Below are 14,044 nucleotides of genomic sequence, written 5' to 3' on the forward strand. Positions count from 1 at the left end.
CTATGCCGCTAACCAATAATTCAACTACCACAAAACCGCAAGAAATTGCCGCTATCGATTTGGGTTCCAACAGTTTTCATATGGTTATAGCCCGCGTCGTCAATGGTGCACTGCAGGTTTTAGGGCGACTGAAGCAACGGGTGCATCTGGCTGATGGCTTGGATAGCAATAATATGCTCAGTGAAGAAGCCATTGAACGGGGTCTGGCTTGTCTGGCTCTGTTTGCCGAACGTTTGCAAGGTTTCTCGCCAGATAACGTCTGTATCGTGGGGACACATTCACTGCGGCAAGCGGCGAATGCCGAGACATTCCTCAAGCGAGCCGCTGAGGTGATTCCTTATCCGATTGAAATCATTTCCGGTCAGGAAGAAGCGCGTCTGATTTTCATGGGCGTCGAACACACTCAGCCGGAGAAAGGCCGCAAATTAGTGATTGATATCGGTGGTGGTTCAACCGAGTTGGTTATTGGCGAAGACTTTGAACCTTTGCTGGTCGAAAGCCGTCGTATGGGCTGCGTCAGTTTTGCCCAACAGTTTTTCCCACACGGCGAAATTAATAAAACGAATTTCAAGCGCGCTCGGCTGGCCGCTGCTCAGAAGCTGGAGAATCTAGCTTGGCAATATCGAATTCAGGGCTGGCAATATGCTCTGGGGGCTTCTGGCACCATTAAGGCCACTTACGAAGTGCTAGTGGAAATGGGCGAGAAAGACGGTTTGATAACACCAGAGCGCCTCGAAATGCTGGTGGAGCAAGTGCTGCAATATAAACATTTCTCTGCACTGAGCCTGCCAGGGTTATCAGAAGATCGCCAATCCGTATTTGTGCCGGGCTTAGCTATCTTATGTGGCGTGTTTGATGCGTTAGCTATCAAAGAGTTACGTTTATCGGATGGCGCGCTGCGTGAAGGGGTGCTGTATGAGATGGAGGGCCGCTTCCGCCATCAAGATATTCGCCAACGTACGGCAAAAAGCCTGGCCGAGCACTACAATATTGACCGGGAACAAGCTCGTCGAGTGCTGGAAACCACGGAGCAGCTTTACACCCAATGGTTGGCACAAAACACCAAGCTGGTGCAGCCGCAACTTGAAGCATTGCTAAAATGGGCGGCAATGCTACATGAGGTCGGCCTGAGTATTAATCACAGCGGAATGCATCGTCATTCTGCTTATATTTTGCAAAATACCAACTTGCCGGGTTTCAATCAGGAACAGCAATTACTGTTGGCAACCTTAGTGCGTATGCATCGAAAAGGGATTAAGCTTGATGAGCTGCCGCGCTTGAATTTATTCAAGAAAAAGTATTATTTACCATTAATTCAATTATTACGTTTGAGTACTTTATTGAATAATCAGCGCCAATCAACCACCACGCCAGAAACACTGCGGCTGATAACAGATGACAGTCATTGGACATTACGTTTCCCGGCAGGTTATCTGACACAAAATAATCTGGTGCAATTGGATTTTGAACGTGAACAGGCTTATTGGGATGACGTGGTTGGCTGGAAGCTTCTTATTGAAGAAGAAGCACCGGAAGAGGTTGAGGCTGAAGCCCCTAAAGCATAAGCGGAACAAACCCTGACGAGCTGACTCAAGTCAGTGATGCGGGGGCCTAAGGGTAGCTAACTGTTGCTGGTATCAAACAAGCTGCGATTTCAAGTACCAAGGGTAAAAATGATGAAAAGAAGGCCCTCAACACAACTCACAAAAATCATCTTGCTGGTGAGCTTTCTCATTCTGTTTGGCCGCTTATTGTATGCGGGGATTGCTTCTGTTTCCCATCATCAGGAGCGGCGTGAAGCCCAGCGAGTCGAACAGTCTGTGGATGGCGAGCAGCCTGGCCCTCATGAGGCCGACTTCACACCCTAAATTTTTTCTATCTACTGTATTTACCCCAAATAATTCGAGTTGCAAGAGCGCGGCAATTGAGCAAATCCCCGGCGCTTACACAAGTAAGTGGCTGGGGTAAACAAAAGCAGCCAACGCACATGTAATTTGAAGCATGACGGATATAAAGGACACCTTATGCCAGTGCCGATTATTCCTGCGCCACTTTCTTCCATGGTCAAAAACAAAGCTAAAAATAATGCGAAAGAACTGGCGGAAATACGCAACCGAATACTTTCCTTATTACTGAATAATAAAGCGCTGGTCGACGGTATTCTTGGCCGGCAGGAAGAGCGCGAAAAACTCAGTGATGAGCAATTAGCGGAAAAAACATTAGAAATAAAGACACTGCTCAATGACTTACACGCAGCTGACCTGGCCGACTTACTCGAAGCTTTACCCAATGACGAACGTTTGGCATTGTGGCGATTAGTCAAAAATGAGCAGCGCGGTCAAACGCTGGTCGAAGTCTCTGAAACGGTGTGGGACACGCTCATCAAAGAGATGAGTGATAAAGACTTGCTAAAAGCAATGCGCACTTTGCATGTCGATGAACAGGCTTATCTGGCCGAATACCTGCCGCGCAACTTGATGGGCCGCCTGCTCACGTCATTGGATCCGACCCAACGGGCCAAAGTGCGCGAAATTATCCAATATGGCCGCGATACCGTCGGCCAGATGATGGATTTCGAACTGGTGACGGTACGGGCCGATATCACCCTAGCCACGGTGCAGCGCTATTTGCGTTATCGGAAAAATATCCCTGATGCCACAGATAAAATCTTCGTTATTGACCGCAAAAATACCTTACTGGGCGAATTGCCGCTGACTGCTGTGCTTCTCAACTCACCCAATACTCAGGTATTCCAGGTGATGGAAAGCAACCCGATCACTTTCCAGCCAGAGCAGAAAGCCGAAGATGCCGCCGGAGCCTTTGAACGTTATGACTTAATCAGTGCCGCAGTGATTGATGCTAAAGGCAAGCTGATGGGCCGCTTGACCATCGAAGAGATAGTTGACGTGGTTAATGAGGAGAGTGATACCACGTTAAGGCGCATGGGGGGGTTAAGCCCAGAGGAAGATGTGTTCTCCCCGGTAGGCCGGGCTGTGCGAACCCGTTGGTCATGGCTGGCAATCAATCTCTGTACTGCCTTTGTGGCCTCAAGGGTCATCGGGATATTTGAAGATACCATTTCGCAATTAGTGGCATTGGCTGCGTTAATGCCAATTGTTGCAGGTATTGGCGGCAACACAGGTAATCAAACTATCACCATGATTGTTCGTGCTTTGGCATTGCACCATATTCAGCAGGGCAATGTGACCTTCCTGATGCTCAGAGAACTGGGGGTAGCCCTGATCAATGGCTTGGTTTGGGGTGGAATTATGGGGCTTGTCACCTATCTACTCTATGGTGATCCGGCCATGGGCGGCGTGATGACGTTGGCGATGATCCTTAACTTGTTAATGGCGGCGTTGATGGGCGTGACTATCCCGATGACCATGGCCCGCTTAGGTCGTGACCCGGCGATTGGTTCCAGCGTCATGATCACAGCAATCACTGATACGGGTGGTTTTTTCATTTTTCTGGGGCTCGCCACCATATTTTTAGTTTAGCGATTATGCTAATAAATAATTAATTAATTGAACAGTGAGTACCCGAATCACACTCGTCAGTGCTCATCTAGGCTAAACTATTGAATGCGGTATATTTTTATGTGGTGGGATTTTCCTATCACAATCAAAGTAATGGCGAACAAAATAAGGCGTTCTATGGATCTCAGCGCGGTCGAAAAACCGGCTCCTGACAATAAAACAATTCTACACATTACTATCACCAGCATAGTGGTGTTTTTGTTCGCACTCTTTTGTATTCGGCTTTCTGAGCAATCAGAGAATCTGGCCCCCTTATGGTTCCCGACCGCAGTATTGATGGTGGCACTATTCCATCACCCGACGCGCTATTGGTCGTGGCAATTATTGGCGGCAGGAATAGCGATTATTGTCGCCAATTTTATTTTGTATGGTATCAGTTGGTTCCCACTGCCACTGACATTGATAAATCTGACGGAATCAGCCGTTGGCGCGTGGTTACTGCGGAAATTGCTCCAACCCAAAGACCCGCTAAATAGCCTCTTCAGCTGGCTCAAATTCTCCATTTGTACTGTGATTCTGGTTCCGCTGATAAGTGGGCTGGCCGCCGCTTGGTATTTAGCGCCGCAACACGGCAATTTTACCCAAGTGCTGACCGTGTGGTTTATGTCTGAAGCTATCGGCATGTTAGCCTTAGGCCCAGTTGGCTTGCTTTATCGCCGGGGTTATTTCAATCTCACCACCAAAAGTAAAGCGCTGTTTGACATGATCTGGATGATGACAGCCTCGCTAACAGCTTGTTATATCGGCCTGATTTACCTACCTTTTCCTTTTACTTTCATCATAATGGCATTGATTTGGGCCTCCATCCGGCTGCCGCGCTTTGAAACCTTTACTATCTGTTTTCTGGCGACATTGCTGATTGCGATGATGATTAATTTCAACCTGTTTACACTTCAGGCTGATACCAAACTGTCAGTCCAGGCGTTTTCTTTTATTCCCTTATTAATGGTGCTGATCCCCCCACATGCTATGGCAATGGTCATGCACGCCTTTCGGATGGAAAAAGAGCATATTGTTGAAAGTGAAAACCGCTTTCGCAACGCCATGGAGTATTCCGCCATCGGCATGGCACTGGTCTCGCCGGAAGGCAAATGGATGCAAGTCAACCAGGCACTGTGTAAGTTGCTGGATTATAGTCAGGACACCTTACTGACTCTGACTTTTCAGCAAATCACTCACCCGGAAGACCTCTCGGCAGACCTGAAATTACTTGATGACCTGTATCATGGCCGCATCCCCAGTTATTCGATGGAAAAACGTTACATCCGCCGTGATGGCGAAGTGGTGTGGGCATTGCTGGTTGTGAGTGTGGTGCGCGACCATGAGCAACAGCCGCTCTATTACATCTCACAGGTCGAAGATATTAATGATCTGAAAAAGAGTGAAATAGTTAATCGCCGTCTGATGGAGCGCATTACGCTGGCTAACGAGGCTGGCGGCATTGGTATTTGGGAGTTGGATGTCAAAAAACAGCAAATCAATTGGGATAAACGGATGTATGAACTTTTCCATCTTCCGTTCAATACCCCGGTTGATGATGCCGCCTGGCAGCAATACATTCACCCGGAAGATATCAACCGCGTTATTCGCGAATACAGCACCGCACTGGCACAACGCCAGCCGTATCGGCTCGAATTCAGATTATTGCTCCCTAACGGCAACATTGTCCATTTGCGCAATAATGCCAATATGATTTGCGATAAAAATGGCAATACTCTGCGCCTGATTGGCACCACCTTGGATATGACGGAAGTCAGAAATTTGACTGAAGCCCTGCATGAAGAAAAAGAACGATTACATATCACGCTGGATTCTATCGGCGAGGCCGTAGTCTGTACTGACCAAGAGATGAATATTACCTTTATGAATCCGGTCGCGGAGAAAATGACCGGTTGGGCCAACACCATCGCGCTGGGTCAGCCGGTACACCAGATTATCAAACTGACTGACGGGGTGGATGGGCCCACCATTAATAACCCGATAGAACATATCCTTACCCAGCGTCCTTACTCTTCACTGAATGAATCGATGGTATTACATCATCGCAATGGGCAGCATTTCGACATTCAAGAGTCCGTCGCCCCCTTGAAAACACTGGAAGGGACTCTTGTCGGGGCGGTACTGGTGTTCCAGGATGTGGGTGAATCTCGCGCAATGATGCGCAAACTCAGTCATAGCGCATCGCATGATAATCTGACTGGCCTGCCAAACCGCGCTAACTTTGACAATAAATTGAAAGCTGCCATTCAGCAAAGTGCGGATTTTGACCAGCAACATGCGCTGGCTTTCCTTGATCTTGATTATTTTAAAGCCATTAATGATACCGCCGGCCATCCTGCCGGTGATGCATTATTGAAAGAACTCAGCCAATTAATGCGCCAACATTTGCGAAATAGTGACTGCGTCGCGCGACTCGGTGGCGATGAGTTCGGTTTACTGATGCTCAATTGCACCCTGCCCCATGCCAAAGCCATTACCCAAAGTTTGGTTTCGATGATAAATGGCTATCATTTCTACTGGGAAGATAAACTCTACCGGATTGGTGCCAGCGCCGGTGTCACTCAAATCAGTAGCAGCAACAATCAGCGCAGCGAAATTATGACGCAAGCGGATATCGCCTGTTATACCGCCAAACACAGTGGCCGCGGCCAGGTTTATCTTTATCAACCCCGGCAAAAGCAGCTGTTAGCCCGCCAGCACGAACTGCTGAGTCGAGAAGATGTAGAGAATATTCTGAGTGACGATCAGCTGTTACTCCAGATGACCCCGACAGCACCGCCGAAAACGCCGCTCTCGGTCTGCTTCTATCAGGTCAGTTTCGAGATTAATCGGCCCCAAAATATGATTGTCAGCCAGTTTGCCTTTGAAGAGGCGGCGGCGTTGTATAACATTCAGCCGAAAGTTGACCACTGGGTATGTGAAAAACTGTTAGTGGAACAAGCGCAAGCTATTCACCGCAAAGGGCTGGCACTGGCGATTCCGCTGTCAGAAGTGGCTCTGCTCAAAGAAGATTTCCGCCAATCATTACTCAGCTTGATACAACAGACTATCTTGCCGCCACAAAGCCTGTATTGGATGGTCGACGAGTCCACATTGCTGCAATATCCGTTTGCGATTGGGAATTTTCTTGCCAAACTGCAACAACTAGGCTGTAAACTCATTGTTAAGGAGTTTGGCCATAATCTGAATGATTTTGAATTACTGGCTGAACACACCATCGATTACCTGAAATTCAATAGCGATTTAATTACTCAGATTCATATTAATCAAATGGATGAAGTGCTGATATCCATCATCAACGGCACAGCCCAACGCGCTCGTATCGCTACCCTAGCGGGGCCGGTAGAATTAGCCGCCACTCTCAACAAGTTAGTGGCTATCGGGGTTGATTTAGCCGATGGCGAAATGATTGGCCGCACTACCCCGCTGACCGAGGTGCTTAACAGCGGATATTTCGCGATTAAATAACCCAATATCCTGACGTGACGATTGCCCCACTGCTCACTCTAGGGTAAAGTCGCCCCCCTTTATTTGGCTTGGGGGCGATGATGTTCATTGGATTTGACTACGGCACAGCAAACTGCTCGGTTGCCGTGATGCGGGGCAATGATCCCGAATTACTGGTGCTGGAAAATAATGATGTCTATTTGCCCTCTATGCTGTGCGCCCCGACCCGGGAAGCAGTAAGTGAGTGCCTGCACCGCCACTGGCAGGTGCCAACAGGCAGTGATGAGAATCAGCAACTGTTGCGCCGGGCCATCGCCTTCAATCGCGAAGAAGATATCCCAGTGACCGCTGACAGCCTGATGTTCGGCCTGTCGGCGCTGGCCCACTATATTGAAGACCCCGAAGAAGTTTACTTTGTAAAATCGCCTAAATCTTTCTTAGGTGCCAATGGGTTAAAACCTCAACAGTTAGCGCTATTTGAGGATTTAGTCTGCGCCATGATGTTCCATATCAAGCGCCAGGCACAATCGGTCTTAGCCGCAGAAATTAGCCAGACCGTGATTGGCCGCCCGGTTAACTTTCAAGGTTCCGGCGGTGAAGAAGCCAACCGCCAGGCTGAGGGTATTTTACTGCGCGCCGCACAACGCGCCGGTTTTCGCGATATTGCCTTTCAGTTTGAGCCCGTCGCGGCGGGGCTGGATTTTGAAGCCACACTAAAAACCGAAAAAACCGTCTTGGTGGTGGATATCGGCGGCGGAACCACCGACTGCTCAGTGCTGTTGATGGGGCCGAAATGGCAGGGCATGGCCGACCGCCAACAAAGCCTGCTGGGCCACAGTGGCTGCCGGGTCGGCGGAAATGACCTGGATATTATGCTGGCGTTTAAGCAGCTGATGCCGCTGTTTGGCATGGGCGGCGAAACCGAGAAAGGGATTGCGATGCCGTCATTACCCTATTGGAATGCGGTTGCCACCAACGATGTTCCGGCCCAAAGCGATTTCTACAGCACCGTTAATGGCCGTTTTCTGCGCGATTTAATCCGTGAGGCGGCTAACCCACAGCAAGTTGAGCGGCTACTGAAAGTCTATCAGCAGCGTTTGAGTTACCGGCTGGTACGCGCCGCAGAAGAGAGCAAAATTGCGCTCTCGGAGCAAGAGCAAGTCACCGCAGCACTGGATTTTGTCCAAGCAGAATTGGGGCAAACCATCAATCAGCCGCAGCTTGCGGAAGCTATCTCCCAGCCACTGCAACGGATTCAAGAGCAAGTCAGCCTGGCGCTGGCCACCAGCCAAGTCACGCCAGATGTCATTTACTTGACCGGCGGCAGCGCCCGCTCCCCATTGCTGCGTGCTGCTTTAGCGCAACAATTGCCGGGTATCCCATTAGTGGGCGGCAATGATTTTGGCTCGGTTACCGCCGGATTAGCGCGCTGGGCGCAAACACTTTATCGCTAATATGGTTATGTTAATCTGGAGTCGATTATCCAGTGCGGTTGCCAGAACTTCATGGCGCAATTAACCACTGATAACCACGCCACAAAAGGGCCATAAATATGGCCCTTTTGTGCAATTACGTGCAGATATTCCCTTGGCAATTAATATTACACAGATAAATGGAATACTGAACGGCTCCCCGCCAATGACCTCATTTAAATCAAAAAACACCTATTCCGAACTCATTTTAAGGGCTATTCCGAGTTATTCCGCTCGCCATAAGCATTAGCGCCTTTGTTACTTTTTATTTTAATGAAAAATTCCAAGCCACTAATAACCAACCCCCACTTATTAAATAACTTTACTTTTCTTACCCCGCATTAATTCCAAAAAAAAACCTATTATCCTGATTCTGTTAGCCACTATATTAGCGACCAGAATGAAACGGCGACAAAAACCTTTCATTGCAATATAGGTCATTAGGGCCATACAACTTAACTATTCATTATCACGAAATATTTCGGATTGGAGTTTTATTATGAACATGAAAAATAAACTGATTGTTACTTCTTTACTGGCTGCCTCAGCATTTGCCTCAGTAGCAAATGCCGGTGTTTTTAATATTACCGGTTCTATTGCAGCAACACCTTGTGTTGCAACAGCATCTGTAGTCGATATTAAAATGCCATTAATTAATAAAGATAAACTGGGTGCTAGCGCAGGTAAATTCGCTGATAATTCCGCAACGGACTTGGTTATTAAACTGACCAATTGCCCGCAAGTGAAGCAAACGGCTACGGTCACCTTTACAGGTACGGCAGATACTAATGAGACCAAAGCGTTGAAACTGACCGGTGTGAGTGGTGTTGCATTGGCGCTGTTTGAAGCAAATGGCAATGACCAAATTGCAATCAATAAGGCAGCCAAAGGGCAGGCGATGAATAACAACGTGGCTCAGGATCTGAAATACGTAGCAAAATATGTTACCACTTCAGATACTTTTAAAGAGGGCAATGCTACTGCCACGCTAAATTTTGCTGTTGCTTATAACTAATTCTGCTCCGCACTAATAAGGTTCGCTACCCTTTGTCAGCAATACCTTGATTAGCGGTTATTTGTTGTGTCTTTACCGCCCCGATATTTTATTTGTCGGGGCAGTAAGTTTTATTCTTTATTTTGCCACTCAGGCAATAAATTAATCTACTCAGAGAGAACAGCCATGCCGTGGTTAAAATCGCTATTTTTTATCGCCTGCTTAACCGGTGTGATAAATTCATCTCAAGCTGGCGTATTAGTCGGCGGCACCCGCGTTATTTATGATGGTGCTAAAAAAGAAGCATCTTTATCCGTGACCAATCAGGATAAAAATATCCCTTATTTAATTCAAAGCTGGGTTGATAATACCGAGGCCAGCAATAATAAAAAAGTGCCATTTATTATCACCCCACCACTATTCCGCTTAGATGCCGGGCAAGAAAGTAACTTACGTATTCTGTTTAGCGGCGGCAATTTGCCACAAGACCGCGAATCGATGTATTGGCTGAATGTCAAAACCATTCCATCAAGTCAAAAGAGTGATGGCAACCAGCTATTTATCTCAATTAAAAACCGCATCAAATTATTTTACCGCCCAGCCGGTTTAGCCGGTAGCGCTGCGGATGCCTATAAAGCGCTGAGTTTCTCCCGCCACGGCAAACAATTGCAGATAAGCAACCCCACCGCCTATCACGTCTCCTTCCATACCCTGAAAGTGGCGGACAGTGAGATCAAAGGCGCGCTGATGGTGGCCCCGAAAAGCACCCTGAATGTTGACATCCCGGCAGGCGCTGCCGGCACGGTGAGCTGGCAGGTGATTAATGATTTTGGCGGCACTTCCGATGTTGCCACTGCCAGCTTATAACTCCGGATGATCACTATGACGCAACTTCATTCTGCTTTCCCGCCCGCATCACGGGCGTTAAGGCTGGCTATCCAGCTGGCTCTGGGGTTGACCGCCTTGTCTGCCCCGGCCTGGGCCGAAGATTACTTCAATCCCAGCTCATTAGAAATCAAAGACGCCAGTTATGCGGCGATTGATCTCAGTGTGTTTTCGCAGTCCGGCGCACAGTTGCCTGGCACCTATCGGGTCGATATTTATCTTAACGGCCAACAGCTAGAGACACGCGACGTCACCTTTATTACTGATAACGGCAGCTTACTGGCCGAAATCACCCCGCAGCAACTGGCTGATTTCGGAGTGAAAGTGGCCGCCTTCCCGGCGCTACAACAGCAGCCAACGGATGTGCCGGTAACACAATTGGGCGAATTTATCCCCGACGCCAGCAGCCATTATGATTTTAATCAACAGCGGCTGGATTTGAGCATTCCGCAGGCGGCGCTGAACAATCAGGCCCGCGGCTATATTGACCCGAAACAGTGGGATCAAGGTATCCCTGCGCTGATGGTCAATTACAGCCTGAGCGGCGCGAATAGCTGGCAAAACAACCAGCCGGGCAGCAGCAACCACTTTCTGAACCTGCGCAGCGGGCTGAACTGGGGGCCGTGGCGCTTGCGCAACTATTCCACTTACAGCCACAGCAGCAATAGCCAGCCCCAGTGGAATAACCTGACCAATACCTTACAGCGCGATATTCACGCCATCAAAGGCCAACTGACACTGGGGGACAGCTACACCCCCGGCGATATCCTGAGTGGGGTGCCTTTCCGTGGTATGCAGTTGGCCTCTGATGACAGCATGTTGCCCGACAGCCTGCGCGGTTTTGCCCCGGTAGTCCGCGGCATTGCAGACAGCAACGCGCAGGTCACCATTCGCCAGAACAATAATGTGATTTACCAAACCTATGTGCCGCCGGGGGCTTTTGCCATTGATGATCTGTTCCCCACCTCCTCCAGTGGTGACTTAGAGGTGACCATCAAAGAGGCCGATGGCAGCGAGCGCAGCTTTAAACAAGCATTTTCATCCGCGCCCATTATGCAGCGCGAGGGCAGCCTGAAATATGCTCTGAGCGCCGGTCAATACCGCAGCGGTGGCAAAGATAGCCCCACGCCGCACTTTGCACAAACCGCGCTGGCCTACGGCATGCCCTACGGCTTTACCCTGTATAACGGCTTATTGATCTCGTCGGATTATCAGTCCGCGGCGCTGGGGGTCGGGGTAGGTTTAGGGCGCATCGGGTCAGTTTCCGCGGATGTAACCCAAGCCAAAACTCGCTTTGAAGACGATAACACCCGACAAGGGCAATCTTACCGCCTGCAATATGCCAAAAGCTTCAGTGAAGCTGGCACGAATATCTCGCTGGGTAGCCACCGCTACTCCACCGAGGGTTTTTATGATTTCAGTGAAGCCAATCAACTGACCGGGGCGGGCAACATTAACTCGCTGGGGCGTAACAATAACAAGCGCAGCCGCACTCAGTTTCATATCAGCCAGTCGCTGAATGATTTTGGCAGTCTGTACCTTTCGGCTTATCAGCAGGATTATTGGCAGCGCAAAGGTTATGAGCGCAGTGCCACGCTGGGTTACAACATTTCGCTGCAAGGTATTAGCTATGGCCTGAACTACAGCTACAGCCAAACCCCCGGCCAGCTACAAAATGATCAGCGCGCCAGCCTGAGTATCAATATCCCATTGAGCAAATGGTTAGCCAATAGTTGGGCCAATTACAGTATTAACACCAGCAAAGGCGGGGCAACCACTCAGCAGTTGGGCCTCAGTGGCAGCGCGTTGGCAGATAATAACTTGAGCTACAGCCTGCAACAGAGCCGCACCCATCGCGGCGGTGGCAACAGCGGCAGCTTAAGCAGCAGTTACAGCGGGACCTACGGCCAGCTAAATACCGGTTACAGCTATGGTGCAAACAGCCACCAGTTGAACTATGGCCTGAGCGGCGGTGTGCTGGCGCATCCTTATGGCATCACTTTGTCACAATCCCAGAGCGACACCTTAGTATTGGTGCGCGCGCCCGGTGCCAGCGGTGTCGGTGTGGGGAGTGGCCGTGGGGTGAAAACCGACTGGCGCGGCTATGCGGTGGTGCCTTATGCCAGTGCTTATCGCCAGAACAGCATCGCGCTGGATACCCAAAGCATGGGCGACAACATTGATATGGACATCACCAGCCAAAACGTGGTGCCCACCCACGGGGCGGTGGTGCTGGCGAACTTCAAGCCGCGCCTCGGTAGCCGGGTGCTGATTAACCTCAGTTACCAAGGCAAATCAGTGCCGTTCGGTGCGATGGTGAATTTGCAAGATGATGAGGCAGACAGCGCCAATAGCAGTATCGTCGGTGATGACGGCCAGGTGTATCTCAGCGGTGTGCCGGATAACGGCAACTTGCAAGTGCAGTGGGGCCATCAGCAAAAGCAGCAGTGTCAGGTGAAATTCACCCTGTCGGCGGCCGAGGCCAATACCACCTCGGCAGTGCGCATATTGGATGCGGTGTGCCGGTAAATAAACGGATCAATAGGCTGATACATTAATTAGCCTATTGCCAAGATATGAGAAATAAAATCATCAGGTCATTATGTTAAATTTAATGAAAAAATATTTACCTAATATCAGTAACACCCGCAAAATTGGGCTGTTATCCACCTTCGCTATAGTCGGCTGTTTATTTATGTCCTCAGCCGCGCATGCTAAGAGTTGTTCAGCAATGGCCGGAAGCAGCCTTGTAACCAATGATAATTTTAAATTCCCACGTGGTTCATCCCTACAAAGGAATATGCCATTATTTAAAGCCAGTCAGCCTTTTAATTACATGTGCAGTCAACCTGATCAGAGTCAACTTAATAAATTCCACTATGAAATTAAAATTAACAGCCCCAGCAACCAAGATGGGTCCTATCCGACTAATATCCCCGGAATATCAATAAAATATACTATAGACTCTGGTCGCAATTGTGTGCCGGATGCCCATAATAAGTTAAAAGGCACTTGTTCTATAGACCAGAGGTCGAGGCCGGCCAACTTTAGACCAACGATTTCTTTGCAAACCAAGCCGGGTACATATATGGCGGGAAAAGTCTCTGTCAACCATGAGATGGATATTTATTATAGCTTTGGTAATGACCCACAGAGAAAACTCGGCACCTTACTCAGCGGCAATCTGAATTTTTCTTTTCAACGCTATGGCTGCACCGTGGATAACCCCACTATCAATTTTGACTTAGGGAAACAACAGAGTGGGGATTTTACTCGCATAGGCCCCCACAAGCATGAAATAAAAAAACAGATAGCCTTAACCTGCGATCCCAATACCAAATATTTCCTTCAAATTGATGGCGATGCTGAACCGAACTATCCGGGAGTGCTTAAATTAACGCCAGAACCCGGAGCTGCCCACGGGGTGGGTGTGCAATTACTTGTCGGTTACTATAAAGAGGCAGTATTTGGCCAACCTAAACAAATGGGGACTGCTGCTGCCAACGGCACGGATATAAAAGAAACTATCGATATCATCGCCCGCTATTATCAAACTGAAAATAGTGTCATCCCCGGTAAAGCCAATGCCAGCGCCACCTTTACGCTGACTTATCAGTAGCATAAGGGACTTGGGTTGCAGTTAAGGGAGCGGAAGGGCTGGTTTGCCCTCCGCTCAGTTGAGGCCAGCGAGACAACGTGATGATGGC

The 14,044-nt window shown here is 49.0% G+C and carries 9 protein-coding genes; all 9 read left to right on the forward strand.

Going from position 1 to position 14,044, the window contains the following annotated elements; translation table 11 throughout:
• The first annotated feature begins 2 nt into the window (after positions 1-2).
• The 9 genes from ppx to D5F51_RS22800 all read left to right on the forward strand — a co-directional run bounded on the left by ppx (position 3) and on the right by D5F51_RS22800 (position 13,956).
• Positions 3-1,565: an exopolyphosphatase gene (ppx, locus tag D5F51_RS15840; protein ID WP_025379160.1), complete on the forward strand. Its 1,563-nt coding sequence runs from the start codon at positions 3-5 to the stop codon at positions 1,563-1,565.
• A gap of 111 nt (positions 1,566-1,676) precedes the next feature.
• Complete coding sequence (locus D5F51_RS15845) at positions 1,677-1,868, forward strand: YfgG family protein (protein WP_025379161.1); 192 nt, start codon at positions 1,677-1,679, stop codon at positions 1,866-1,868.
• Positions 1,869-2,024: 156 nt separating this feature from the next.
• Positions 2,025-3,500, forward strand: coding sequence for a magnesium transporter (gene mgtE / locus D5F51_RS15850; protein WP_087768731.1), 1,476 nt, complete (start codon positions 2,025-2,027; stop codon positions 3,498-3,500).
• A gap of 156 nt (positions 3,501-3,656) precedes the next feature.
• Positions 3,657-7,007, forward strand: coding sequence for a diguanylate cyclase (locus D5F51_RS15855; RefSeq protein ID WP_162301758.1), 3,351 nt, complete (start codon positions 3,657-3,659; stop codon positions 7,005-7,007).
• Positions 7,008-7,087: 80 nt separating this feature from the next.
• Positions 7,088-8,440 carry a molecular chaperone gene (yegD, locus tag D5F51_RS15860; RefSeq protein WP_129199395.1) on the forward strand — a complete coding sequence of 451 codons (1,353 nt, stop codon included), beginning with the start codon at positions 7,088-7,090 and terminating at the stop codon, positions 8,438-8,440.
• 523 nt (positions 8,441-8,963) lie between these two features.
• Positions 8,964-9,473 (forward strand): fimbrial protein, encoded by a 510-nt coding sequence (locus D5F51_RS15865; RefSeq protein ID WP_129197791.1) that lies wholly within the window; start codon positions 8,964-8,966, stop codon positions 9,471-9,473.
• A 165-nt stretch (positions 9,474-9,638) separates the two neighbouring features.
• Positions 9,639-10,319, forward strand: coding sequence for a fimbrial biogenesis chaperone (locus D5F51_RS15870; protein ID WP_129197793.1), 681 nt, complete (start codon positions 9,639-9,641; stop codon positions 10,317-10,319).
• Between the two features lie 6 nt (positions 10,320-10,325).
• On the forward strand, positions 10,326-12,866 hold the full coding sequence (locus D5F51_RS15875; protein ID WP_129197795.1) for a fimbria/pilus outer membrane usher protein: 2,541 nt from the start codon (positions 10,326-10,328) through the stop codon (positions 12,864-12,866).
• An 85-nt stretch (positions 12,867-12,951) separates the two neighbouring features.
• On the forward strand, positions 12,952-13,956 hold the full coding sequence (locus D5F51_RS22800) for a fimbrial protein (RefSeq protein WP_245994810.1): 1,005 nt from the start codon (positions 12,952-12,954) through the stop codon (positions 13,954-13,956).
• Positions 13,957-14,044 lie beyond the last annotated feature (88 nt).

This window comes from Yersinia hibernica (assembly GCF_004124235.1).
Lineage (GTDB): Bacteria > Pseudomonadota > Gammaproteobacteria > Enterobacterales > Enterobacteriaceae > Yersinia > Yersinia hibernica.